Raw genomic sequence first — 24,275 nt, 5'->3', positions numbered from 1 at the left:
CTTACCCAGACGAAAAATTATGGGCGGCTTTGTAAGGCCGGGGCTGCCGGGCCGACTATAGCCCCAGATTCACCTAATCTGCTGCCAAAGCCGAACGCATGAAGATTCCAGCCTTTTTTGCCCTGACTACCCTGACCGCCGCCGTTGCCCTGACGGCCTTCACCACGCTCAACCCGGCCCGGTTGCCGGCGGCTACGGCGGTGGTAGCCGCCGCCCCCGCAGTGGACCACAGCCGCTACGACCGGCTACTGAAAAAGCACGTCACCGATAAGGGCCTGGTCAATTACAAGGGCTTCAAGGCCGATGAGCAGGAATTCAACCAGTACCTGGCCCTGCTGAGCAAAAACCCGCCGGCCGCCAATTGGAGCAAAAACGAGCAGATGGTGTACTGGATAAACGCCTACAACGCCTACACCATCAAAACCGTCCTCAATCATTACCCGCTCAAGAGCATCAAGGAAATAGGCTCCTCCATCCAGATTCCGTTCGTCAATACGCCCTGGGCGGATAAGTTTTTCAGCATCGGGGGCCAGAAAATGAGCCTCGACAATATTGAGCACGGCACGCTGCGCAAGAAGTACAACGAGCCGCGCATTCACTTCGCCCTGGTGTGCGCGGCCCTGAGCTGCCCGCCCCTGCGCATCGAGGCCTACACCGCCGCCCGCCTCGATGCCCAGCTCGACGACCAGGGCCGCGCCTTTCTCAACAACCCGGCTAAAAACAACATCAGCTCCGGCAAGGCGCAACTCTCCAAATACTTCGACTGGTACAAGGGCGACTGGACCAGCAACGGCCAGTCGGTAGCCAAGTGGGTGAACCGGTACTCGAAAACCACCATCACCGAGCAAACCCCCGTTTCCTTCCTCGATTACAACTGGCAGCTCAACGAGCAATAAACCCGCCCCCCCCACCACCGCACTAGCTGATTTATGTTGCCTGCCGTTCCCCAGACGATGCTTTTACCTGGTAGTCCGCCGTGCCTCGGCGCGGCGGAAATCGGCCTGGGCACGGTGAGCATCATCATTCCGGCCTACAACGAAGCGGCCGGCATCGGGGCGCTGCTGGCTTACCTGCGGCAGGCCACGGCCGACGAGCCGGACCTGGAAATCATCGTGGTGGATGGGGGCAGCACCGACGGCACCCGGGCGCGGGCCCGGCGGGCGGGCGCAACGGTGGTGCGCAGCCCGCGCAAGGGCCGCGCCGCCCAGCTCAACTACGGAGCCCGGCAGGCCGGCGGCGACATTCTGTACTTCCTGCACGCCGACTCCTACCCGCCGCCGGGCTTTGTGGCCGATTTGCGGCACGCCCGGCGCCAGGGCTGCGGCAGCGGCTGCTACCGCCTGGCCTTCGACCATGGGCACTGGTTTCTGCGCTTCAGCGCCTGGTGTACGCGCCTGCCGCTGCTGTTGGTGCGCTTCGGCGACCAGAGCCTGTTTGTGCAGCGCGACGTGTTTGCGGGCATCGGCGGCTTCCGCGAAGACCTGCTGGTGATGGAAGACCAGGAAATTGTGCGGCGGCTGCAGGCGCACGGCCCCTTCCGGGTGCTGCCGCGCGCCGTCACGACTTCGGCCCGCAAATACCTGGACAACGGCGTGTTCCGCCTGCAGGCGGCCTTTACCCTGATTGCCGGACTCTACTGGCTAGGTGTGTCGCAGCCTCGGCTGGTGCGGCTTTACCGGCAACTGATTCGGCAGGACAAGCTGTAGCTGCACCAGCGGCCGTGTGGTGCCTGGCCTGCTCTGGCCAGTGCGCCAAGCGAAGCGGCGGCGACCAGCAGCGGCCTTACCAATTGAGGTTACGCAGTACACGTCGCCCTCCGCGTGCGCCTCACCCCCTAGCCCCCTCTCCGAAAAGGAGAGGGGAGACTAGCCTATAATTTAATATCCTAAAAATCAATGCTTTGAATTGAAAGCTAGCACTAGGCTAGTTCCCCCTCTCCTTTTCGGAGAGGGGGCTAGGGGGTGAGGCGTACGTTAGAACGGTCTGGCTGCGTAACATCAGTTACCAGTACTTGAAAATGGTCCACAGAATCTTGTAGCCCGCCCCGATAGTGCCGCGCACCATGCCCGACACCTTGCTGGTGCCGATGCGGCGGCGGTAGCGCACGGGCACTTCCACCACGCGCAGGCCCAGGCGGGCGGCCTTCACCTGCATTTCCACGGTCCAGCCGTAGGTGGTGTCGGCCATGTGCAGGCGGTTGAGGGCGGCGGTGCGGATGGCGCGGAACGGGCCCAGGTCGGTGTGGGTGCCGCCGTAGCGCAGGCGCAGCAGGCGCGTGGCCAGCCAGTTGCCGAAACGCTGCTGGGGTAGCAGCGCACCCCGTTCCCGCTCGCCCAGGGCCCGCGAGCCGATAACCATATCGGCGGTGCCGGCCAGCAGGGGCGCCAGCAGCTCGGGCAGCTGCTCGGGGTAGTCGGAATGGTCGCCGTCGAGAAACACCAGGATTTCGGGGCGCTGGCCGGCGGGCTGGGCCGCGTAGTAGGCCAGGCCCGCCAGGCAGGCCGAGCCATAGCCGGGGCGGGGCTCGGGCACCACGGTGGCCCCGGCGGCGCGCGCGACCCGGGCCGTGTCATCGGTCGAGGCGTTGTCCACCACCACTACTTCCTGGGCCACCCCGGCCGGCAGCTCGGCCAGTACCAGGGCAATCGACTGGGCTTCATTATGGGCCGGAATGAGTACGGCGATGCGGGGAGTGGGGAACATCAAGAGAAAAACAACGAGAAGAATTGGCGAATGCGCCGCGCCCGGCCAACCGGTGGCGGGCGTGGCGGCAGTCGCGGCATTGGGCCCCGGCCTTACAGCCGGCCCGAAAAAAAGGTTGGGCGGGGGTATTGGTCGCGCAGCGGCCAAAAAAAACCGGGGAGATGCTGTAAGGGTGCTGCCGCCGCTGCGACTGCCGCCCCGGTTGGCCCGCCGTCCGGTCCGGCTTCACCTTCAAGCTGCCCCTTATGCACCTGGTAATCATTGGCAACGGCATCACGGGCGTCAGCGCCGCCCTCACGGCGCGCCGCCTCGACCCGGCCGCCCGCATCACGCTGGTGTCGGCCGAAAGCGCCCACCATTACTCGCGCACGGCCCTCATGTACATTTACATGGGCCATATGCGCTACCAGGACACCAAGCCCTACGGCGACTGGTTCTGGGCCGAAAACCGCCTGGAGCTGGTACACGCCGAAGCCACCGGCCTCGACCCCGCCGCCCGGCAGGTGCAGTTGAGCACCGGTTCGCGTCTGCCTTACGAGAGGCTGCTGCTGGCCACGGGCTCGGTGACGCGTTTCTTCGGCTGGCCCGGCCAGGAGCTGCGCGGGGTGCAGGGCCTCTACGGCCTGCCCGATTTAGAGAAGATGACCCGCGACACCCAGGGCATTGCGCGGGCCGTGGTGGTGGGCGGCGGCCTGATTGGCATCGAGCTGGCCGAGATGCTGCACGCCCGCGGCATCCACGTTACGCTGCTCGTGCGCGAGAGCCGCTACTGGGAGCTGGTGCTGCCCCCGGAAGAAGCCGCCCTGGTCGAGCGCCAGATTGCCCTTCACCACCTCGACCTGCGTTTGGAAACGGAAATGCGCGCGGTACTCGGCGACGCCGACGGCCGGGTGCGGGCCGTGGTGACCACCGCCGGCGAGGAGCTGCCCTGCCAGTGGGTGGGCATCGCCACGGGCGTGGCCCCCAACCTGGCCCTGGCCACGTCGGGCGGCATCGAAACCGACCGCGGCATCCTGGTCGATGAGCACCTGCAAACCAGTGTGCCCGACGTGTACGCCGCCGGTGATTGCGCCCAGCACCGCGCGCCCGCCGCCGGGCAGGTGCCCCTGGAGCAGCTCTGGTACACCGGCCGCCTGCAGGGCGAAACCGTGGCCCACACCATCTGCGGGCAGCCCACCCCCTACCGGCGGGGCCAGTGGTTCAATTCGGCCAAGTTCTTTAATCTCGAATACCATACCTACGGCCGCGTGCCGGCGGCGCCGGAAGCGGGCACCCGCACCTTTTGCTGGCAGCACCCCGGCGGCGGCCAGCTGCTGCGCATCAACTTCGAGGCCGATGAGGGCCACGCCGTGACGGGCATGAACGCGCTGGGTTTGCGCCAGCGCCACGCCGTGTGGGAGCAGTGGCTGCGCGCGGCCACGCCCGTAACCGAGGTACTGGCCCGCCTGGGGGAGGCCAACTTCGACCCCGAGTTTTTCCGGCGGCACGAGCCGGCCATGCGGGCGGCCTTCGCCCGGCAGTTTCCCGACCTGCCGCTGGCCACAACCAGCGCTGGCCGCCGGGCCGTTTGGTCAGTCTGATGCCGGGCTGCTGTTAGCCTGATGCCGCTTTGGCAACGCCGTTTCTTTCTTCTTCCCTTTTGTCGCCTGTTCTGATGTCCGTTACCGCTTCCCCCTCCCTGGCCCTGGCCCAACCGGCCGGCCCCGCCCCGGTTCCGCTCGAAAAAGCGGCCCTCACGGCGGTAGCCCTGGGCCTGCTGGCGCTGCTGGCCGCCGCCTTCGATGCCGACCCCGCCCGCGCCCGCCTGAGCATGTACGCGGCCCTGGCCCTGGTGAGCGGCGGCACGCTGGCCTGGTCGTGGCAGGTGTTTGGGCGGGGGCCGGCCGGGGTGCGGCAGCACGGCCTGTGGCAGCGGGCCAGCACCGCGCGCGGCGCCATTGCCTGGGTCACGGGGCTGGTGCTCACGGGCTTTTACGTGGTGCTGTACTGGTTTCCCGGGCTGCTCGAAAACCTGATTCGTACCCTTGACCCGTTCAGCCAAGCGCTGCGCCACAAGGCCGCCGACCAATGGTTTCTCTACGGCACGTTCTACACGCTGGCCGTGCTGCTGATGGGCGGGCGGGCGCTGTGGAAGTACCGCCATTCGCCCTACCAGCGCATCCGCACGGCCTCGGTCATGTTCTTTCAGCTGGGCTTTGCCTTTCTGCTGCCGGGGCTGCTGCTGGCCTTTCAGCAGCCCGAGTACTACTTCAGCTACTTCTGGCCCCTCAAGTACGACTACCTGTTTCCGGGCACCGTCAGCTCGCTGGTACAAAACGGCGGGCTGGGCGTGTTCATGGTGTTCTGGGGCGGGCTGATGTCGCTGGTAGCCACGCCGGTGCTCACCTACTTTTTTGGCAAGCGCTGGTACTGCTCGTGGGTATGCGGCTGCGGCGGCCTGGCCGAAACCGCCGGCGACCCCTACCGCCACCTTTCCGACAAAAGCCGCCTGGCCTGGAAGTGGGAAGTGCGCATTATCTACACCGTGCTGGTAGTGATTGTGCTGCTCACGGTGCTGCTGTGGGTGGGCGCTTCGGGCGCGGTACCGGCCCTGGAGGCCACTACCCAGCCCCTGAGCAAAGCGTATGGCTTTGCCATCGGGGCCGTGTTTTCGGGCGTGATTGGGGTGGGCTTTTACCCCCTGATGGGCTCGCGGGTGTGGTGCCGCTTCGGCTGCCCCATGGCGGCCTACCTGGGGCTGCTGCAAAAGCACTTCTCGCGCTTCCGCATCACCACCAACGGGGCCCAGTGCATTTCGTGCGGCAACTGCTCGAACGTGTGTGAGATGGGCATCGACGTGAAGCAGTACGCCCAGCGCGGCGAGCCCATCATCCGGGCCTCCTGCGTGGGTTGCGGCATGTGCTCCACGGCCTGCCCCCGCGGCGTGCTCAACCTCGAAAACGGCCCCCGCGAAGGCCGCTACCAGGGCTCCCAACTCATTCATGCCGATTCGCTGCGGATATTGAGCTAGGCCAGCGGCCGGCGAAGTAGTGGCGCTTATTCCTGTTTGCTTATGCTGATTCTGGAAATGGGGGCCGTGGCCCTGTACGGGCTGTGTCTGGTGTTTATGTTGGGCTTCAGCCTGGCGCAGTGGCGGCTCACCCGGCTGGCCCGCCGGGCGGCCCAGGCCCCGCCGGAGCCCGCGCCCGCGCCGCCCGCGCAGTGGCCCCGCGTAACGGTGCAGCTGCCCGTCTACAACGAGCTGGCCGTGGTAGCGCGCATTATCGACGCAGCCGCCGCCCTCGACTACCCCGCCGACCGCCTGCACATTCAGGTGCTCGACGACTCCACCGACGAGAGCGTGGCGCTGGCCGCCCACCGCGTGGCCTACCACCAGGACCGGGGCCTGCGCATCGACCACGTGCGCCGGGCCACCCGCCAGGGCTACAAGGCCGGGGCCCTGGCCCACGGCCTCACCGAAACCGACGGCGAGTTCGTGGCCATCTTCGACGCCGACTTTGTGCCCACGCCCGACTTTCTGCGCCGCACCCTGCCCTACTTTGATGCGCCCGAAGTGGGCGTGGTGCAAACCTGCTGGGGCCACCTCAACGAAAGCGAGTCGCTGCTCACCCGCCTGCAGGCCTTCGGGCTGAACGCCCACTTTCTGGTGGAGCAGGTAGGGCGCGCGGCCGGGGGCCACTTCCTTAACTTCAACGGCACGGGCGGCGTGTGGCGGCGCACCTGCATCGAGGATGCCGGCAACTGGCAGGCCGATACCCTCACCGAAGACCTGGACCTGAGCTACCGGGCCCAGCTGCGCGGCTGGCGCTTCGTGTACCGCCCCGACATCGTGGCCCCGGCCGAGCTGCCCGCCCACCTGGCGGCCCTCAAGTCGCAGCAGTACCGCTGGAACAAGGGCGCCGCCGAAACCGCCCGCAAGCACCTGGGCCAGGTGTGGCGCTCGGCCGGTCTGCCCCTTTCCACCCGCGTGCACGCCACCTTTCACCTGCTCAATAGCACCGTGTTTGCCGTGATTCTGCTGATGGCTTTGCTGAGCGTGCCGCTGGTGTGGGTGCGGGCGCACCGGCCCGAGTTTCGGCCGGTTTTTCACCTGGCGGCGGGCTTTGTGCTCACCTTCGTGCCCCTCACCTACTACTACTATACCACCTGGCGGCTGGCGGGCGGCCGACGGGCCACGGGGCGCTGGTTCGGGCCGCAGTTTCTGCTGTTTCTGGCCGTGTCGATGGGCCTGGCCCTGCACAACGCCCGCGCCGTAGCGGAGGGCTTCTGGGGCCGGGCCACGCCGTTTGTGCGCACGCCCAAGCAGGGCAGCGCCGCCGCCGGGCCGCTCGCCGCGCGGGCTGCCCGCAGCCGGGGCGCGTGGCCGTGGGCCGAGAGCCTGCTGCTGCTGTACTTCCTGGCCGGCATGGGCGCGGGGCTGTACTACCGCGACTACGGCCTGCTGCCGTTTCACCTGCTGCTGGTGGTGGGCCACGCCACGCTGATCTGGTACGCCTGGCGCACGGGGGCAGCCGCCACCGCCGCGCCGGTCCTGATGGGCGGCGAGGCCGTAGTAGCAAGCTGAGGCCCGCCCGGGCCGCTCCGTTTCGACTCCTACTCCGTTGCCCATGCCCCTCACGCTGCGCCCCGTTGCCCCCGCCGACCTGCCCACGCTGCTGCCGCTGATGGCCGATTTCTACCAGCACTTCGGCTACGCCCACAACCCCGCCGCGCAGCAGGCGCTGGTGGCCAAGTTCGTGGCCCACCCGGAGTGGGGGACGCTTTACCTGCTGGATGATGACGGCCGAGCCATGGGCTACGTGGCCCTCACCTACGGCTTCACCTTTGAGCGGGGCGGGCGCTACGCCCTGGTCGATGAGCTGTACGTGACCGGCGCGGCCCGGAGCCAGGGTGTGGGCCATGCCGCGCTGCTCCTGTTGCAGCAGCTGGCCCGGGCCGCGGGCCTGGTGGCTTTGTACCTGCAAACCGAGTCCTACAACGCCAGCGCCCAGCGCCTGTATGAGTCTGTGGGCTTCGTGGATGATGGACGGCGCAACTTGGCCTGGCTGAGCGGTAGTTGAAGGTCAAAACTTTGTTTTGGACCGACCGGTTCTGAATCGTCAGCAAAATGGCCGGATTTGGCTATCAGATTGAGTCATCATTTAATCACCGTCCGGCTTTCGCCTCCTGGCAATTTTACCCCATCCTTTCACCGTAGCAAAACCGCTTAAAATGAGCAAAGCCCTGATTATCGTCGACGTGCAAAACGACTATTTTGAAAATGGTGCTATGGAGCTCGTGGGCCCCTTGCCAGCCAGCGAAAACGTAAAACGGGTGTTGGCAAAATTCCGCGAACAAAACCTGCCCATCGTCCATGTGCACCACCTGGGCGTATCGCCCAACGCGACGTTCTTCCTGCCCGGAACTGAAGGAGCCGAAATTCACGCGAACGTGAAACCGGAAGCCGGCGAAAAAACGGTGCAGAAATACTACCCGAACAGCTTCCGCGAGACGGACTTGCTGGAACACCTGCAAGGGCTTGGGGTCAAGGACTTGGTGATTACGGGCATGATGACGCATATGTGCATCGATGCCACTACCCGCGCCGCCCGCGACCTGGGCTTTGAATGCACCGTCATCGGGGATGCCTGTGCCACCAGAGACCTGGAAGTAAATGGTGCGCACGTGAAAGCCGCTGACGTGCAGACTGCCTTTTTAGCCGCGCTGTCCTCTTTCTACGCCAAGGTTCAAAACACGCAGGAGTATCTGGCTGCCTAGGGGCTGACTGTTTAAGTGAGGTTTTGGCCTTGGTTAAGAGGCCGGAATGGGTTGCGGCTTTCCTCCGCGATGGCCCTGAAACTGCCCGGCAATATATCCTCCAATGAGGATATATTGCCGGGCAGTTTCAGGATGGAAGCCGTTAGAAAATAAGCCATCGGTGTTTCCTCCGCAACGACTATTACAGCATGTAAATCACGTCGGAAGAGGCCGTGGGGTAGGCGAAAATCAGCTGCTTCACCTCGCTGGCCAGCAGTTTAGCGTGCATGGCCAGCATGAACAAGTTGATGACTTCCTCGGCGTTGGGGCTCAGCAGGTGGGCGCCCAGAATCTGGTCCGTATCCTCGTCCACCAGCACCTTGAAGGCTGAAATGGGCGTGCTCAGGCGCTTGGAGGTAAACCAGCCGGTGGTCACGTCGGTCTTCACCCGGAAGTTGAGGCCCTGCTCCGTGGCCTCCGCCTCGGTGAGGCCCACGCTGGCCAGTACCGGGTGGGTGAACACGGCCGAGGGCACGATGCCGTACTCGACGGTTTGGTGGTTGCCTTCGAGCAGGTTGGCGGCCACTACGTGCGAGGCTTTTCCCGCTACCGGCGTCAGGGGCAGGCCCGAGGCGGCCGCGTCGCCGGCGGCGTACACGTCGGGGTGGGTGGTGCTCTGCAGGTACTCGTTCACCGTCACGCCGTGGCGGGTGCAGGCTACGCCGGCGGCCTCCAGATTCAGCTCGGCCAGGGCCGGCTCGCGGCCGGCCGCGTGGATGGCCAGGCTGGCCGTCAGCTCTCCGGCCTGGCCCTGAGCAGTGGTGCGCAGCCGCAGGCGGCCGTCGGGCAGGTGCTCTATGCCCGCTACTTCGGTGTTGAGCACCACCTCGATGCCCGCCTCGCGGGTGGCCGTAAGCAGGTGGCCGACCAGGTCGGCATCGAAGTTTTCGAGCGGCTGCGGGCCCCGGTGAATGATGCGCGCCTGCACCCCGCAGCGGGCCACGAGGTGGGCAAATTCGAAGGCGATGTAGCCGCCCCCCACAAACGTCATGTCAGCGGGCAGCTCGGGCAGCTCCATGAAGTCGCTGCTGTCGAGCAGCAGCTCCTCGCCCGGAATGCCCAGCGGCCGGGGCCGCGCCCCGGTGGCAATCACGAACTGCTTCGCTTCCAGTACATCATCGCCCACCTGCACGGTATGCGACCCCGTGAAGCGGGCCACGCCGTGAAACGTGCGGATGCCGGCCTGCTCGAAGCTGGCTTCCTTTTTTGCCGGCACTGGCTCGGTGAACGTGCGCTTAAACGCCACCAGCTCGGGCCAGCTGATGACGGCTTCCTGCTTCAGGCCGTGGCCCAGCAGCTGCCGCGAGCGGGCCACGGCTTCGGCCGCGCCAAGCAGCACCTTTTTGGGGTCGCAGCCGCGCAGGGCGCAGGTGCCGCCGAAGGGCAGCGCATCCACAATGGCCATGCGCTTGCCGGCCGCCGCGCACTTGCGGGCGGCCACGCTGCCGCCGCCACCGGTACCAATTACCAAAACATCAAAGGAGTGTCGCGTCATTATTCGGGGGAATAAGAAATGAGGAAATGAGAGAAATAAGTCTTTTAAGCGGTATAGCAGGAGGCAACATACCAAAAGACCCCGCCCGGATGACCAGCCAGCCGCCGCCGTAGCGCCGGGCTGCTACCGGCCCGACATCACCGGCAGTCGCGCTTTCAGCAGTAATCCTTACAGGTTGATGGCGAAAAAAATGGCCGATTTTTTCGTGCTGCATAAAAGGTGCCCGGCCCTGTAAGGCCGCGCGCAGACCGCCGACTATTGCGGCGAAATGCCGGCCAAAAAAGTCCGGCAACTTTACCCAGACACATCCACCTGGCCGGAAGTCACCGTTCAGCTTTCGCTACCTTCGGTCCACAGGCTGCTGGGGCGACACTGCCTTGGCTCTGCGACTGTCCACCTTATGCTTTCTGCCACCACTTCCGCAACCCAGCCCGAGCCGCACCTGTGGCTGAGCCGCTACGGCAACGAACTGTTCCGCTTTGCCCGCCACCGGGTGGCCACGGTGGCCGCCGCCGAGGAATTGGTGCAGGAAACCATCGTGAGTGCGCTGGGTACGCTGGCCTCGTTCCGGCAAGAGTCGTCGGAGCGCACGTGGCTGTTCGTGATTCTGCGCCGCAAGCTCATCGACTACTACCGCCAGCAGGCTCGCTCACCGCTGGTGCCGCTGCCCGGCGCCGCTGATGAGGCCGGCAACGGCACCTACTTCGAAACCGATGCCCGTACGCACTGGCGCAAAGGCGAGGAACCGCGGGAGTGGGCCGCCGCCGATACCCAGCTCGAGCAGCGCGAGTTGGCCGAGCAGTTGCTGCGCTGCCAGGACCAGCTGCCCGCCCAGCACCAGGCCGTATTCAGCCTGCGCTTTGTGGAAGAGGTTTCGGGCGAGCAAATCTGCCAGCAGCTGGGCATTACGCCGGCCAACTACTGGGTCATCATTCACCGGGCCAAGCTGCAACTGCGCAAGTGCCTGGAAAAGCATTGGTTTTCGGTCTCGTAGTCTCCTCTTATCCTTTGCCTATTATCATGTCAGCCTTATTCAACTGCAACGAAGCCACCCTGCTCATCGAGAAGCGGGCCGAGTTGCCCCTCTCGCCCACCGAGCGCGCCAGCGTGTGGGCCCACCTGAGCATGTGCGTGCTGTGCCGCCGCTATGCCCGCCAGACTGTGCTGGTGGCGCAGTTGGCCCAGCACCTGGGTCAGCCCGAGGCCTCTACCGAAGAGCTGCCGGCCAAAACCCGCGCCCGGTTGGAGCAGCTGGTGCGCGGCTACAGCGGCGGCCCTGAAGCGCCATAACACCAGCGTTGCGGCCGCGGCGAGGCCGCTTTTCGGGCGACTATTACTGCTTAAACTATAGGCAACTGGCCCTCGCTTAGCACAGAAAAGCGCTTTCGGCCTGATGGGGCTGGAAGCGCTTTTCTGTGCTAAGCGAGGGCCAGCTATACTACCGGTATTCTGGGTTTTGGAAGCCCCACCGCTCGCCGGTCGTCCAGTCTTTTTTGGAGTTGCCGTAGGCCGGGTAGCCGCCTTGCTGCTTCAGCATACTGGCCAGGTGCAGCAGGTTGTAGGTCATGAAGGTGGTGTTGCGGTTGGTGAAGTCGTTGGCGGCGGCGTGGGCTTCCTCGTCGAGGTAGCTGGGGCCGGGGCCCACTTCGCCAATCCAGCCGCAGTCGGCCTGCGGTGGGATGGAGTAGCCCAGGTGCTGCAAGGAATACAGCATGCCCATGGCGCAGTGCTTGATGCCGTCCTCGTTGCCCGTGATGATACAGCCGCCCACCTTGCCGTAATACAGGTACTGCCCCCGCTCGTTAAGCTGCCCGCTCATGCCGTAGAGCCGCTCAATAAGCCGCTGGGCCACCGACGACTTCTCGCCCAGCCAGATGGGCGAGCCAATCACCAGGATATCGGACTTGATGATGGTGTCAAACAAAGCCGGCCACTCGTCTTTGGGCCAGCCGTGCTCGCTCATGTCGGGCTGCACGCCGGGGGGCACGTCGTGGTCGACAAACCGCACCCGGTTCACTTGCACCTTTTCCTGCTCCATAATCCCAATGGCCACGTCCATCAGCCCCTGCGTGTTGCTGGTTTGGGGCGAGGGTTTGAGCGTGCAGTTGACGAACGTGGCGGTCAGGTTAGCGAAATCGGGCTTACTCATCGGGTAAGGATTAAGTGGCTGTTGAAAAATTGAATTCAGGGTAAATGATTGATATACTGCAGCAGTGAGCGTCAGCAAGGCGGCAGGTGCGGTGCTGCCGGAATCAGGTTTTGGGCAAATCGGGCCGCAGGGGTGTGTCCTGATTCAGGCCCAGCGCCTGCTGGGCGGCGGGCGAAGAGCCGGCGGGCGGCACGCCCAGGGCCATTTGGGCCGTGCGCCAGCCCAGCTTCACGTCGGCCCAGAGATGGCCGGGCGCCTCGTGGCCGTAGGCGCGGTAGCGGCCGGGCTGCACCGGCCCCTTGGCCTCCACGGCCTCGCGGATATGCACGGCCCACTGGTCGAATTGGGCCATAAACGGGTCGTCCTGCACCATATCCTCGGCCTGGTCGTCGGAGTACTTTTTGCCGTAACCGGTTTCGGCGTACTGCCAGAGCTGGTCGGGCACTTCCACGCCGCCGTAGCGGCACTGCCACACCAGCGGCGCGTAGGCGTCGCGCATGTTTTTGAAGGGCTCCTGCGCGGGGTCGAAGTAGCTTTTATGGCGCAGGATTTTGGGCCGGCCCGCCTCGTCAAGCTCGTCGCCACCGCCGTCGCCGTAGCAGAAAAAGGCGGCCGTTCGGCCCTCCAGGTGGTTGAGGCTAAGCTGCTCCCATTCGGGGGTATGCTCCAGGGCCATGGCCATTTCGGGGTTTTTGTGGTTGATAAGGCTTTCGTCGGGGTTGCCGCCGTTCATGCACACCATCCTATCAAACATGAGCTTGAGCGTGGACGTGGGCCCGTACCAGTTCACCGGCCCGATGATGCACCAGGCGTCGGCCTGGTCGAGGCGGCTGTAGAGGTCGAGGTTCCACATCAGGTCGGGCTCGCGCGAGCTGTCTTTCTCGTAGCAGTTGCAGGGCCACACGCACAGGGCCATGCTGGTGCTCACGCAGGCGTTGCAGCTCTGGATTTTGTGCCGGCCGTACACGTTGCCCAGGTCTTCGGTGTCGATGTCCCAGGTGGCGGGCAGGCGGTCGGCCAGGCGGTTGAGCAAGGTGCGGGCCTTGCTGTCCACGCCGGGACAGTTGTACTCGCGGCGGTTGGAGCCGGCAATAAGCAGCACGCGCAGGCGGCGCGGCGCGGCAGGGTCAGTGGGCTGGTCGGCGGGGGTGGGCATAGGAGCGCGGGGATAAGTTGAAGGAAAAGAGGCGGGTACGTAGCGCTAGATTTCTACTTTGAGCGTGGCCGGGCGGTCGGTTTGCTCGAACAGCTCGCCGTGGGGAATAATGGTGATATTGCCGTACTCCTGCAGCAGCTGGCGGTAGGCCTCGGCCACGGGCCGGGGCTTGCGCTTCAGGTCGAAGAGGCCGCAGGCATTTACGGTACCTTCCTTGCGGGCCAGGCCAATGTTCCAGTCGACCTGGTCGATGAGCGAGTACCACGTAAAGCCTAGAACCGGCACGCCGGCCTTGCGCATCTGCAGAATATTCACCCACTGCTTCCAAAGCCAGGCGGGGGCCTGCTCGGCGTCGAAGACGTTGGTTTCGGTGTGCATCACCGGCTTGCGGTAGCGCAGGTAGTACGCGTAGGTGATGTTGAACCAGCCCAGCACATCGGTGGCCGTCACGACCTCGCCGTTAGGCAGAATCATCTGCTCGTTGCGGCCGTAGTAGTCGTTGCCCATAATCTGGTAGCCCGGCGGCTCACCGGCCATAAACCAGTCGTACTCCTTCTGGCTCATCCCGTTTTTGCGCAGGTAGGTGCACACTTCGCCGTCGGGATGATGGGCGTAAAGCAAGTCGAGGGCCAGGAAGCGCAGCTTATTGTTGAGCTGCACCTCGGGCGTGCGCTCGGCCCGCATCTCGTGGGTAAACTCGGCCGATTCGCTCTGCACAATCACGCAGTCGGGGCGGCGCCGGGCAATCTGTTGGTTGCCCATAATGGAGGCCGCCACTAGGTGCTTAATGGCCGTCACGAAGGCCTCGTCCGACTTCAGCTGCTCGTTCCAGACGCCATCCTTGGCGCTGAACTTGGCCGTGACGTAGATTTCATTAACCGGCGTGTAGTAGCGCACCCAGGGGTAGCGCTCGGCCACGGCCCCGCAGTAGTCGGCGAAGTGGATGGGCAACTCGGGATTCTGAAAATTGCCCAGCCAGTCGGGCACGCCAAAGTGCAGCAAGTCCAGGATGGGTGTGATGCCCAGGCGCAGCATTTCGTTCATCACCAGGTCGGCAAACTCCCAGTCGTATTTCCCCGGCCCGAGGTGCGTTTTATGGTAAGGTAGCCCGTAGCGTAGCACTTTCAGGCCCAGGTCCTGCACCAGCTGCAGGTCCTTCTGCCAGTGCTCGTAGTGCCCGCACTCTTCGAGCAGGTCGCGGCGCACCTTGCCGTGTTCAATAGTCGGATACGAGCACTCGATGCCCGTGGCGAACATAAAATTGCCGGCATTGCCGCTCGGCAGGCCCCGGCCGGCGGTGCCGCCGGCCCCGCCGAATTCGTCGCCGGCGTACCCACCGCTGCCGAAGTGCTGCTTGATGTTGGTCAGAAAGGAATGAGCCATAGATTCAGGGGGAATAGTGGATGGATAATGCCTCAGCCCTGGGATATAGCATCTCACCGGCTGAGGGTGATTATCAGCCAAGTAAAGCAGCCCGGGCGGGGCCGTGAAGCATGGGCCGGCACTCGATGAAAAGGTAATGCATTATGAATCAGGCATCCCTGCCGCGCCTCGGAGCCGGGTAGGGTGGCTGCCGGCCCGGTTGGCCTGGCCCAAGCGGCTACGCCAGCGGGTGCGCAACGGTCGTGCGCTGGGTGCTGAAAAAGCCGCCCAACACGGCGCCAAACAACAAGTGGCCCAGTAAGCTGCCCATCATCCCCAGCAGCATCCCCTCGCCGGCGGCGGGCATCAGGCCCATGGCCCGCATGAGGGCAAACATCACCTGGGCCAGCACGAATACCAGCACGCCGTAGGCCATGCCGCGCGCCACGGGGCTGCTGATGGGCAGGCGCTGGTTGAAAATGAAAGCGTAAGCGGCCGTGAAGACAACCCCAATCATAAAGTGCATCACCCAGCCCACCGTGGCCGAAGCGCCCAGCATGCCGCCGAGCATGGCTCCGATGTTCATGGGGGGCATGCCCATCATCGGGGCCATGAGCATTAGCAGGGTCATGGCACCAGTGGCCAGCAGGCCGGCTACGAGAATTTTTACGGGAGTCGTCATGGCAATTGGGGTTGAAGGGGGAAGTAGGGTGTCGGACTCCGGTTGTTCCGGCGACGGGGAGGTAGTCTGGGGCTTCGGCCCTAACCTTACAGCCGGGCGCATTTTTTCTCTGGCCCCCGGCTGCTTAACTGGGTTTTCACCCCTATTTGCCATTCGGAGTTTCCTTTCGGCCAGCCTTTGCCCAGGGCAGCTACTACACGTAAACGCCGGTTGCCTTCTCCGGGCTCGTTGGAGGAAACGGGCGGGGCAGCGGCAGGTACCCGAACCGGATTTCGCCCAGCTCCGGGTAGGTGGCCTGGCCGCGCTGCGCCTCATGGCCCGGCGCGACCAGCGTGGGGGCCGGGCGGCCCAGCACGGCCTCGGTCAGCAGCAGGTATTCGTGGCCGGGAATGTTGTTTTTAAGCAGGCGGTGCGCCACAACCACCGTTTCGCCAAACGGCTTGCGCTGCCGGCGCACCGTGGTGAAGCCCAGCGGGCCGGCGTGGGCCACTACTTTCAGCGAGAGCCGCGCCACGGAGCGGCAGGCGGCGCACCCGCAGTCACAGGTGCGCATATAGGCGTCAATCCAGGCGTAGAAGGCAGCCCCGAAGGCGTGGGCCTGCGCCAGCACCTGCCCGGCCGACGGTACGCGGCCCTCCTGGTAAAACAGCACGGCATCGCCCTCAATTTCGGCCACCGTGAGGTCCAGCGCATCGGCCTCGATAAGCGTGTCGAGCAGGCCCGAAATGATGTACTGACTGTGCTCCAGCGCCGTTTCATGCACGAAGGCGGTAAAGCCGCTGATATCGGGAAGCAGCAGCAGGGAAGTAGGATAAGTCATGGCAAAGGGTGCTGGCAGAAAACGCCGCCGCCCCAACCGGGGCCGGCCGCCACAGTAGTCGCCCGGTAGGCCATAAACCTTACAAAGAGCCTAGTTCCGGGGTAAATTTGCGCGGCGGAACCGTATGTACCCTGCTGCCGCCGGCCACCCTATGTCCGTTCGATAGGCTTGTGCTTTCTGAAGTGAATTGATGTGACCCGTCCTGAAAAGCGTTGACCGTTTGTCCGATCCTGGAAAAAAGTTGTCAATTTTTCGGTGAGAGATGATGGTGCGTTAGTAGTCTTGAGGAAAGGTTGTCACGGTTGCTAAATACGGCTCCTTATAGTCTTCTTCGACTATGGCCGCTTTACAGGGCGAATATACTTTCGGCTTCCAAAGCTGCTGCAATGGCTCGGTGCAGGCGTGGGCCGCGGTCGGTGTCAAATACCCGCAGCTCATGTGAGGCCGCAGGTGGTCGTAATTGCGGATACTCGCTTCGACTGCCCGTTGCGCTTCTTCAACTGTATGGAAGACCCGGTTCAGGCGAAAGTCAATTTTCAAGATGCCATTGACTCGCTCGGCAATGGCATTCTCGTATGGATCTCCATTTTCCGTCAGGCTAATGGTGATGCCGGCTTGTCGCAGCTTTTGCACGTACTGGAAACTGCCGTACTGACTTCTCCGGTCCGAGTGATGCACAAGCTCCTGGCTATTTTCGCGCTGGCCTAATGCCATGTCCAAGGCCTTGCGGGATCATTCAGCCGTCAGCAGGGGATGCAGACAATAGCCCCTGATCATCTTGGAGTAGGCATCTGTGATCAAGGACAGATAGCCAAAGCCTAGTCCAACACACAAGCACGTGATGGTCTTATCTCGCAACAGGTTAGGCTATTTTCGCAGGCCGTGCAGCGAACTGGTTGTCTTAGGAACTTGACGCGCCCGACGCAGCAGCAGGCCATGTTCGTGCAGGAGGTGATGCAGTCTGTCCCACCCCATTTTAGTTCCGCTTTCCGCAAGAGGCATTTGCAGTAACATGTGCAGCTTGCGCGTGCCCAGGCCCGGGGTTTCGCGCCGTAACGCCAGCACCAAGTCCAGTACGAAGAGAGACTGGCCACGAACTCGCTGCACGTACTGCTCTTTGCAGTAAAAGGCTTGTCGGCTCACACCAAACAGTCGGCACAGGGACCCGACGCTCACCTGTGCTATTTCATTGCTCCTCAGCTTGAAAACCGTTTGGTGCCAGACTTTTTCGGATCGGGATCTTGAGTTCTTGTTCGGCTACCTCGATCATCGTATTGAGCGCCAGGATGAGCAGATTGGCATCCTGGAGCAGCAGCAGCTATCCACAACGTCTGCGCACGGTTTCCCAGCCAGGGCGAGAAGCGACTGTTTAAGGGGTTGATAGATATCATCCGTTGCGGGAATTCTTGTCATGGGGATGCGGCCGATGAATGAGGAGCTTTACCAGAACCTGCCGTCACCCGGTTGCGCCCGTCGCTAACCCTGTTGCGGGCCGGTTGCTGCTTCCTTCCTCCTCTTTCTCCCTGCACTATGAAAACCACCCTTCCCGCATCCCGGCGGCCCCCGGGCCGCAACCCGGTAAAGTCGCTGAGTTCCCAGCCCCCGCGCCGGACGGAGTTTCTGCCCCCGCTGGACCCGGCCAGCCAGCAGTTGGAACGAGAAGCCGACGCGAGCATGACGCTGGACCGCGGGCCTTACCACACCGGCCAGCCTCGTTTCTCCGCCATCGACTAGCCGAGCAGGCACGCTCGGAGACTCCGAAACGCCCCAAAAAACAGCGGCGACCCCGACCGGCCAGCCGGCAGGCCCGCTCGTTGCCGGCCCACCTTTTTTCCTTCCTTTATGGCTTCCCCCCTGGTTGTACTAACCGATTTTCACGCCGTCGCCAACAGTGCCCTATCCTACGCGGCCGGCCTGGCCCTGCCGTTGGGGGCCCGGCTCGTGCTGCTGCACGCCCGCTACGATGCGCTGCTGGCCCCGGTGAATGATGTTGCCTACACGCCCGTCGGCCCCCAGGCCACCGATCAGGCCTTGCAAAAGCTGGCCGATGAGCAGCCCGTACCTACGCAAGTGCTCGTGTCGGAGCGGGAACTGCCCGAAGCCGTGGGTGCCGCCATCCGCCAGCACAACCCGCTGCTGCTGGTGCTGGGCCGGCCCGGCGGGGCCAGTACGCCCGTGGAAGTGATGACCCGCACGGCCCGGACCCTGCTCAGCACCGTGCCTTACCCGCTGCTGCTGCTGCCGTCGCTCGACTGGCCGCCCGCCCCGCCCCACCGCATGCTGCTGGCCGTGGATGGGCAACCCTTCGCACTACATCAGTACCAAGACGTAATTGGACAGTTGCTGGGGATTTCGGGCGGCACGCTGAACGTGGTTAGGGTGGCCGACAGCAGCCACGCCCGCCTAGGGGCCGAAACCATTCTGGAAACCGTGGTCGCCAACAACTTGGCCGACCGACTGGCCCTCGGTCGGCTTTCTGAGGTGGCGAGCCCCTCGGTAGTAGGCGGCGTACTGGCCGAAGCCGCCCGCCAGGAAGCCGACCTGCTGGTAGTGGTGGCCCGCCACCATAGCCTTATCGGCAGCCTGTTTCACCGCAGCGTCACGGCCCAGCTCATCGAACAGAGCTCCGTACCGCTACTCTTGCTGCCCGCCCAGGATTAGCCTGCCAGTATTTTACCCATTCAATTAAGCACCTGCCATGAAACCCAACCTACTTGTTCTCACCGATTCTTCGCCCGCCGCCGAGCGGGCCTGCGCTTATGCCGCCGTGCTGGCTGCCCCGCTGGGGGCCGAGCTACACCTGCTGCACGTGTCGCCTACGCTGCCCCTCAACTCACGGGTAGGCCGGGCCCTGCGCACCACCGAGGCCGCCAATATGCTGGAGCAGCGCCACGCGCTGGAGGAAGTGGCCGCCGCCATGCCCGTGCCCGCCACGGCGACCGTTATGGCCAGCCGCTGGGACGAGGCTATGGCGCAAGCCCTGGAGCAGCATCGGCCGCTGCTGGTGGTGGCCGGCCTCACGACTACCGACGGCCTGCTGGACGAATGGCTCAGCAACCGGGCCCTACCACTGGCCCACGAAACGGGCTACCCGCTGCTGATGGTACCCCAGTATTTGCCTACGGCGGCCCTGCGCCCACCGCGCTGCCTGGCCCTGGCCGTGCGCGACCAATCCTTCACCTTCACGCCCGAAGCCCTGGCCCTGCGCCCGCTGCTGACGGCGCTGGGCGTTACCATTGTGCCGACCACCGTCGCCCAGCCCAACGAGCCCATCGGCGGTCAGCACGGCTTCGCGGCGGCCCGCGAAAGTGGCCTGATTCCGGCCCTGGCCGGTACCAGCCTGCACCGGGTGGTGGCCAAAGCGCCTGCCGCGGGCCTGCGGCAGGCGGTAGTGGAATTGGCGGCCGACATGCTGGTGCTGCTCGAGCCTGGCCACGGCTGGCTAACTAAGCTATTCGGTGGGAGTGTGATTGATGAAGTGCTACGGCACACTACGGTGCCGGTGCTGCTGCTGGCCACCCAGGACATCGGCTTGGATTGAAATCAGAAAGGCGGTCATGCTGAGTGAAGCGGAGCGAAGTCGAAGCATCTCTACTGCAGTGGTAATCCTGTCGGCTGGTCAGCACTACAACGAAGCGGTAGAGATGCTTCGACTTCGCTCAGCATGACCGCCTTTTTTCGCCCGCCTACATGCTCCGGTTCATCCCCTCGAACCATTTCGCTCCCCCCAAACCCCCTCTCCTTATGGTCCTTTCCCTCATCGTCTTTGCCGGTTTCTACCCGCCTGCCCGCCGGGCCATTACGTATGCCGACCAGCTGGCCCAGGCCCTGGAGGGCCGGCTGGTGCTGCTGCACGTCAACCGCGCTTCGCAATTCGACCCCTACGCCTTGGGGGGGCGGAGCTACCAGCAGGGGGAGCTGGCGCGCCAGACCGATACGGCCGCCATTCTCGCCCGCCAGGCCGAGGACTTACACACTCCGGCCACCGTGGAAGTAGCCACCGACCTACTGCCCGCCGTGGCCCAGGAGCTGGCCCAGCGCCATGCGCCGGCCTTGTTTGTGCTCAGCCAGCCGGATGAGAACAGCCCGGCCGCCGCCAACCTGCTCACCGCGTGTATGGAGATTTTGCGGACCGGCAGCTATCCGCTGCTGGTGGTGCCGCCCACGGATGCGGCGGGGCACGTGCCCCGCCGCATCCTCATTGCCGCCGACCGCGAATCATTCACGCTGGCTCCCGAGGCCGAGGCCTTGCGCCCGCTGCTGGCGCTGCCCGGCACCGAGCTTATCGTGGCCCACGTGTCGAGCGGGGTGGAAGACAATGAGGGCTGCGCCCTGGCGCTACGGGCCGTTCAGGCCAGCAGCTTGGTGCAGGGGCTGCCCGCGCCGGAGCTGCGGGGTTATCAGCACGAGCGCCACGCGTAAGGGGTGCTGGCCGCCGTGCTCGATACCCGCGCCGACCTGGTCATTGTGCTGGCCCGCCAGCGTAGCTACCTCAGCGACTTGTTTCACCGTAGCGTCACGGCTAATCTGCTGCAAACCTGCCCGGTGCCCGTGCTGGTGCTGCCCACCGCCGCGCCGGTACCCGTGGCCGAAATGCCCGGCTTTACCACCGCCGCCAACTATACCGATACGCTGCTTACCGGCCTGCTGCCGGCCTTCTAGTGGCCGGGCGGGCCTGTAAACCTTCTGCCTTTTTCCTGTTGAACCCGCTCTATGAAACGTCGTCATTTTTTACCGCTGACTGCTACGGCCGTGGCCAGCACCGCCCTGGGGTACTACGCCTGGGACCAGGCGGTCGTGCGGACGGCCCGCCACCGGGCCAACTCGGCTCCTGGCCGTTACTTGAGCGCCACCACCCTGGCCGCCAACCAGCAGCAGGTAGCCCACGATGCCGCCCAGCAGGAGCTGGCCCCTGGGTGCGCTGGAACCGCGCCGATGTGCAACACCACCGCGACGGCCTGACGGCGGCCGGCATGGGCATCAACGGGCTGGCGGGCTGGGCCGTGCGCCACTTCTACGATAGCGCCAGCGTGCTCACGCCCGAGTTCCGGCAAAGCGGCCTGGATCGGACCGCCGAGCAGGTGGCCACCCACGGCGGCTAGCTGGTAATTACCAGCCCTGACGAGTCGGTGCAGGCTCTGCTGGACGCGGGCCGGCGCATGGAGCGGGTCTGGCTGAAAGCGCGGAGCCGCAACGTGGCCGTGCACCCCATGTCGCAGCTGCTGGAGGAGGAGCCGGGCACCACGGAGGCCGCCCGCCGCCTGGGCCTGCCGGGGGCCGCGCAGTTCGTGCTGCGGCTGGGCTACGTGCAGGCTTACCCCGCGCCGGTAAGTGTACGCCGGCCCGTGGAGTGGTTTGTGCAAACCTAGCCCCGCTGCTCGCGGCCCCCTCGCGCCGGCCTGGGGCAATAGGGCCTCGGGTTTCAACTTAATAGGACTTACGCAAACCAGGGCCCGTGAGCTTGTAGCGCGAACCGCAGGACAGCGCAGCTAAGCTTCCGCTTCGCGTTTCGTTGCTGAATTCCAAACGATTCTGCTCTACGATACGCGAAGCGGAAGCTTAGCGCTACAAGCGTACGGCCCTTTTTTGCGCAAGTCCTAATTTACCAAACACTGGGATTTTCTTAAGATACCAACTACCTACACTACTCCTACTTATCATGTCCTATTCTCTCGAACAACAGCGCCAGGAGTTTGCCAGCCGGCGAATGCTGGCCGTACCATTGGCGGGCCTGCTGGCCTGGCTAACCATCGGCGTAGCCGGGCTGGTGCTGAAACCGACGCATGTCGTCTGGGTTTTATTCATCGCTACGGGCAGCATCGTGTACTTGGGCATGCTGCTGTCGCGGCTCACGGGCGAGGATTTCTTCCGCAAAAGCCAGCCTAAAAACACCTTCGACACGCTGTTTCTCTATTCAGTGGGTATGTCGCTGCTGGTGTACGCCGTGGCCATTCCGTTTTTCCTGGCCGATTACACGTCCCTGCCGCTTACCGTCGGGATTCTGACGGGGCTGATGTGGCTGCCGCTGGGCTGGATTATCCGGCACTGGGTTGGCGCGTTTCACGCCGTGGGGCGTACGGGGCTGGTGCTGCTGGCGTGGTACCTGTTTCCCGCGCAACGGTTCGTCGTGATTCCCCTGGTTATCGTCGGGATGTACCTCGTGACAATCATCATTTTGGAGCGCCGCTGGCGGGTTGTCAGAGCACATAAATTATGATTGAAACAGGTAGTTATTAGGAACTTGTCAGAACGGTCCGGCCGAGTCGTACTCCAACGTCTGCACCGTGAAGCGGGCGTAGGGCCGGCGCTGCCCCGCCAGCACCCAACTGGCTTCCACCACCGAAGGCACCAATATGCCCTGCTGCCGCTGGTACTGCGCAAAGTTCCCTACCCAGGGCAACTGGGTCGTGTCGTCGAAGTAGCGTAGGGCTTCGCACTCGGCCAGTTCGTTCTGCTCGTTGAAGCGCACCAGCAGCGTCGCCGCCTGGCCCGCGTGGGTGCAGGTGAGGCGGGCAGTGTGGTCGTCAATGGCGGTCCAGGCCATGTCCGGGCTGGGCAGCAGGCGGGTGAGCAGCCAGGCGCACTCGGCCAGCCAGCGGAGCAGCTCGCCCTGATCGTAGTGGGGGCCGTGGCCGCGCACCACCGGCACGGCCCCGAGCAGGCGCACCGTGAGGCCGCCCCGCCCGGCCACGTACTCGTCGCGGGCCGTGAACCAGCGGGTGGTGCCCTGCCAGATAAAGCCAGCGGGCTCCGCGCTGATGTATTGCTCGCCTTCGATAGCCAGCCACGCCCTATCCAAATTGGTTTTGAACTGGCCTGTGTGGCGCAGGCGCAGGCTGCGCAGGTAGGGCTGGCCGGCCGGCAGTACGTGCCGGAAGTAGCGCTGCACCGGCGCGGGCAGGCCCACCAATTGGGCTTCGGAGTACACGCGGGCGGGGCTGGTGCTGGCAGCCAGCAGCAGGTGCCGCGCATCCCGACGCAGTTGGTTGGCCACCCAGTAGCGACCGGCCAGAACACCCGCAGGTACCGTCAATGCGGTGGCCGCTAACAACCAAAGGCTGTTTCTGGTCATGGCTGGGGGGCTTAATGGGCGGAAGTTATTCGAATCAAACCGGAACGAAAACGCCTCGACAGGCTTGCGCTGCCCGGAGTCCGGCCGCGCTTTATTATGTTTCTGGTGCCGCGGCCAGCTTCCTGAATTGCCCGCTACAAGAGTACGCCGACCCCGGCCGCGGGCCCTTGACGAATATCATGGCCCGGACCTGACTTTCCGCATACCCGTTGCCGGCGCAACGGCGGTACTTTGTGGCGGACCTTTATCCGTACTGGCTACGCCTCAACCCTCGCCCCATGTTCAGCAGCCCTTTTCTGGCCGAAACTGGTGCCATTGCCCAGTTTGCCGGGCGGTTCTTCCGCGAGGGGTTCCGGCCGCGCTACGAGGTGCGCGAGTTTTTCCACCAGTGCTACGTGGTGGGTTACCAATCCTTGCCGATGGTGGGCATTACGGGCTTCATTATGGGCCTCGTGCTCACGCTGCAAAGCCAGCCGACGATGGCCAAGTTCGGGGCCGAAGCTTGGGTGCCGACGATGGTGGGGCTCACGATTATCCGGGAGATGGGCCCCATTATTACGGCGCTGGTTTTCGCGGGTAAAATCGGCTCCAGCATCGGGGCCGAGCTGGGGTCGATGCGGGTAACCGAGCAGATTGACGCCATGGAAGTGTCGGGTACCAACCCGTTTAAGTACCTGGTGGTTACGCGGGTGCTGGCTACTACGCTCATGCTGCCGCTGCTCACGGTGCTGGCCGATGGCATCGGGCTCTATGCGTCCTACGTGGGCATCAACACCCAGGGAACCACCACGCTGGCGCTGTTCATCAACAACGTGCTCAGCGGGCTGACCTTCGCCGAAGTGCTGCCGGCCTTCTTCAAGACCTTCTTCTTTGGTTTCGCGGTGGGCCTCGTGGGGTGCTACAAGGGCTACCACGCCACCAAAGGCACGGCTGGCGTAGGGGCGGCGGCCAACTCGGCCGTGGTCGTCTCGTCGCTGCTCATCTTCATTCTCGACTTGCTGGCCGTGCAGATTACCGGCCTGCTGGGCTTCAACTAACAT

28 protein-coding genes are annotated in these 24,275 nt (G+C 64.3%); 19 read left to right on the top strand and 9 right to left on the bottom strand.

The window, feature by feature from the left end:
* Window positions 1-98 precede the first annotated feature (98 nt).
* Window positions 99-896: a DUF547 domain-containing protein gene (locus BLW21_RS15725; protein ID WP_092741755.1), complete on the top strand. Its 798-nt coding sequence runs from the start codon at window positions 99-101 to the stop codon at window positions 894-896.
* Window positions 897-929: 33 nt separating this feature from the next.
* Window positions 930-1,706: a TIGR04283 family arsenosugar biosynthesis glycosyltransferase gene (locus BLW21_RS15720; RefSeq protein WP_245711921.1), complete on the top strand. Its 777-nt coding sequence runs from the start codon at window positions 930-932 to the stop codon at window positions 1,704-1,706.
* A gap of 295 nt (window positions 1,707-2,001) precedes the next feature.
* Here BLW21_RS15720 and BLW21_RS15715 read toward each other — a convergent pair whose 3' ends face one another.
* The gene (locus BLW21_RS15715) at window positions 2,002-2,703 is read right to left on the bottom strand and encodes a glycosyltransferase family 2 protein (protein WP_092741751.1); all 702 of its coding nucleotides are present in this window, start codon (window positions 2,701-2,703) and stop codon (window positions 2,002-2,004) included.
* Between the two features lie 245 nt (window positions 2,704-2,948).
* Between BLW21_RS15715 and BLW21_RS15710 the strand changes: the two genes are divergently transcribed.
* The 5 genes from BLW21_RS15710 to BLW21_RS15690 all read left to right on the top strand — a co-directional run bounded on the left by BLW21_RS15710 (window position 2,949) and on the right by BLW21_RS15690 (window position 8,460).
* Window positions 2,949-4,283, top strand: a complete 1,335-nt coding sequence (locus tag BLW21_RS15710) for an NAD(P)/FAD-dependent oxidoreductase (protein ID WP_092741749.1) — start codon at window positions 2,949-2,951, stop codon at window positions 4,281-4,283.
* 74 nt (window positions 4,284-4,357) lie between these two features.
* Window positions 4,358-5,713 carry a 4Fe-4S binding protein gene (locus tag BLW21_RS15705; RefSeq protein WP_092741747.1) on the top strand — a complete coding sequence of 452 codons (1,356 nt, stop codon included), beginning with the start codon at window positions 4,358-4,360 and terminating at the stop codon, window positions 5,711-5,713.
* A gap of 42 nt (window positions 5,714-5,755) precedes the next feature.
* Window positions 5,756-7,267 (top strand): cellulose synthase family protein, encoded by a 1,512-nt coding sequence (locus BLW21_RS15700; protein ID WP_175471005.1) that lies wholly within the window; start codon window positions 5,756-5,758, stop codon window positions 7,265-7,267.
* Between the two features lie 43 nt (window positions 7,268-7,310).
* Entirely contained in the window at window positions 7,311-7,763 is a 453-nt protein-coding gene (locus tag BLW21_RS15695) for a GNAT family N-acetyltransferase (protein WP_092741745.1), read from the top strand.
* 151 nt (window positions 7,764-7,914) lie between these two features.
* Window positions 7,915-8,460 (top strand): cysteine hydrolase family protein, encoded by a 546-nt coding sequence (locus BLW21_RS15690; RefSeq protein ID WP_092741743.1) that lies wholly within the window; start codon window positions 7,915-7,917, stop codon window positions 8,458-8,460.
* Between the two features lie 181 nt (window positions 8,461-8,641).
* Here the strand turns inward: BLW21_RS15690 and BLW21_RS15685 are convergent, their stop codons facing one another.
* Entirely contained in the window at window positions 8,642-9,994 is a 1,353-nt protein-coding gene (locus BLW21_RS15685; RefSeq protein ID WP_092741741.1) for a dihydrolipoyl dehydrogenase family protein, read from the bottom strand.
* A gap of 400 nt (window positions 9,995-10,394) precedes the next feature.
* Between BLW21_RS15685 and BLW21_RS15680 the strand changes: the two genes are divergently transcribed.
* Both BLW21_RS15680 and BLW21_RS15675 read left to right on the top strand, forming a co-directional pair.
* Window positions 10,395-10,988 carry a sigma-70 family RNA polymerase sigma factor gene (locus BLW21_RS15680; protein WP_175471004.1) on the top strand — a complete coding sequence of 198 codons (594 nt, stop codon included), beginning with the start codon at window positions 10,395-10,397 and terminating at the stop codon, window positions 10,986-10,988.
* Window positions 10,989-11,014: 26 nt separating this feature from the next.
* Window positions 11,015-11,284: an anti-sigma factor family protein gene (locus tag BLW21_RS15675; protein ID WP_092741737.1), complete on the top strand. Its 270-nt coding sequence runs from the start codon at window positions 11,015-11,017 to the stop codon at window positions 11,282-11,284.
* Between the two features lie 148 nt (window positions 11,285-11,432).
* Here BLW21_RS15675 and BLW21_RS15670 read toward each other — a convergent pair whose 3' ends face one another.
* From BLW21_RS15670 to BLW21_RS15645, 6 genes are all read right to left on the bottom strand, one after another.
* Window positions 11,433-12,143 carry a flavodoxin family protein gene (locus BLW21_RS15670; protein ID WP_092741735.1) on the bottom strand — a complete coding sequence of 237 codons (711 nt, stop codon included), beginning with the start codon at window positions 12,141-12,143 and terminating at the stop codon, window positions 11,433-11,435.
* 103 nt (window positions 12,144-12,246) lie between these two features.
* Window positions 12,247-13,299 carry an NAD(P)H-dependent oxidoreductase gene (locus tag BLW21_RS15665; RefSeq protein WP_092741733.1) on the bottom strand — a complete coding sequence of 351 codons (1,053 nt, stop codon included), beginning with the start codon at window positions 13,297-13,299 and terminating at the stop codon, window positions 12,247-12,249.
* Between the two features lie 45 nt (window positions 13,300-13,344).
* Window positions 13,345-14,682, bottom strand: a complete 1,338-nt coding sequence (locus BLW21_RS15660; RefSeq protein ID WP_092741731.1) for a family 1 glycosylhydrolase — start codon at window positions 14,680-14,682, stop codon at window positions 13,345-13,347.
* Window positions 14,683-14,899: 217 nt separating this feature from the next.
* On the bottom strand, window positions 14,900-15,343 hold the full coding sequence (locus BLW21_RS15655; RefSeq protein ID WP_092741729.1) for a DUF6789 family protein: 444 nt from the start codon (window positions 15,341-15,343) through the stop codon (window positions 14,900-14,902).
* Window positions 15,344-15,536: 193 nt separating this feature from the next.
* Window positions 15,537-16,163, bottom strand: coding sequence for a DUF2652 domain-containing protein (locus tag BLW21_RS15650; protein WP_092741727.1), 627 nt, complete (start codon window positions 16,161-16,163; stop codon window positions 15,537-15,539).
* 273 nt (window positions 16,164-16,436) lie between these two features.
* On the bottom strand, window positions 16,437-16,877 hold the full coding sequence (locus BLW21_RS15645; protein ID WP_092741725.1) for an integrase core domain-containing protein: 441 nt from the start codon (window positions 16,875-16,877) through the stop codon (window positions 16,437-16,439).
* Between the two features lie 816 nt (window positions 16,878-17,693).
* Between BLW21_RS15645 and BLW21_RS15635 the strand changes: the two genes are divergently transcribed.
* The 9 genes from BLW21_RS15635 (at window position 17,694) to BLW21_RS15600 (ending at window position 22,380) form a co-directional block, all read left to right on the top strand.
* Window positions 17,694-17,897, top strand: coding sequence for a hypothetical protein (locus BLW21_RS15635; protein WP_092741721.1), 204 nt, complete (start codon window positions 17,694-17,696; stop codon window positions 17,895-17,897).
* Between the two features lie 108 nt (window positions 17,898-18,005).
* Complete coding sequence (locus BLW21_RS15630) at window positions 18,006-18,824, top strand: universal stress protein (protein ID WP_092741719.1); 819 nt, start codon at window positions 18,006-18,008, stop codon at window positions 18,822-18,824.
* A gap of 37 nt (window positions 18,825-18,861) precedes the next feature.
* Window positions 18,862-19,704 carry a universal stress protein gene (locus tag BLW21_RS15625; protein ID WP_092741717.1) on the top strand — a complete coding sequence of 281 codons (843 nt, stop codon included), beginning with the start codon at window positions 18,862-18,864 and terminating at the stop codon, window positions 19,702-19,704.
* A 203-nt stretch (window positions 19,705-19,907) separates the two neighbouring features.
* Window positions 19,908-20,585 carry a universal stress protein gene (locus BLW21_RS15620; RefSeq protein WP_175471003.1) on the top strand — a complete coding sequence of 226 codons (678 nt, stop codon included), beginning with the start codon at window positions 19,908-19,910 and terminating at the stop codon, window positions 20,583-20,585.
* A 3-nt stretch (window positions 20,586-20,588) separates the two neighbouring features.
* The gene (locus BLW21_RS15615; protein ID WP_092741712.1) at window positions 20,589-20,825 is read left to right on the top strand and encodes a universal stress protein; all 237 of its coding nucleotides are present in this window, start codon (window positions 20,589-20,591) and stop codon (window positions 20,823-20,825) included.
* Window positions 20,826-20,876: 51 nt separating this feature from the next.
* Entirely contained in the window at window positions 20,877-21,125 is a 249-nt protein-coding gene (locus tag BLW21_RS15610; protein WP_092741710.1) for a hypothetical protein, read from the top strand.
* Window positions 21,101-21,265 (top strand): hypothetical protein, encoded by a 165-nt coding sequence (locus BLW21_RS21580; protein WP_175471001.1) that lies wholly within the window; start codon window positions 21,101-21,103, stop codon window positions 21,263-21,265. Before BLW21_RS15610 ends, BLW21_RS21580 begins: the two co-directional genes overlap by 25 nt.
* 27 nt (window positions 21,266-21,292) lie before the next feature.
* Window positions 21,293-21,532, top strand: coding sequence for a nitroreductase family protein (locus BLW21_RS15605; protein WP_092741708.1), 240 nt, complete (start codon window positions 21,293-21,295; stop codon window positions 21,530-21,532).
* A 290-nt stretch (window positions 21,533-21,822) separates the two neighbouring features.
* The gene (locus BLW21_RS15600) at window positions 21,823-22,380 is read left to right on the top strand and encodes a DUF7010 family protein (RefSeq protein WP_092741706.1); all 558 of its coding nucleotides are present in this window, start codon (window positions 21,823-21,825) and stop codon (window positions 22,378-22,380) included.
* Between the two features lie 27 nt (window positions 22,381-22,407).
* Here the strand turns inward: BLW21_RS15600 and BLW21_RS15595 are convergent, their stop codons facing one another.
* Window positions 22,408-23,235: a DUF6544 family protein gene (locus BLW21_RS15595; RefSeq protein ID WP_217633879.1), complete on the bottom strand. Its 828-nt coding sequence runs from the start codon at window positions 23,233-23,235 to the stop codon at window positions 22,408-22,410.
* A 278-nt stretch (window positions 23,236-23,513) separates the two neighbouring features.
* On the opposite strand from BLW21_RS15595, the gene BLW21_RS15590 reads away from it, so the two are divergent.
* On the top strand, window positions 23,514-24,272 hold the full coding sequence (locus BLW21_RS15590) for an MlaE family ABC transporter permease (protein ID WP_092741702.1): 759 nt from the start codon (window positions 23,514-23,516) through the stop codon (window positions 24,270-24,272).
* The last annotated feature ends 3 nt before the right edge of the window (window positions 24,273-24,275 follow it).

The organism is Hymenobacter psychrophilus (assembly GCF_900107135.1).
In the GTDB taxonomy this organism is placed as follows: domain Bacteria; phylum Bacteroidota; class Bacteroidia; order Cytophagales; family Hymenobacteraceae; genus Hymenobacter; species Hymenobacter psychrophilus.
Note: the sequence above shows the minus strand (reverse complement) of the source record. Positions and strands in the feature narration are given on the sequence as shown.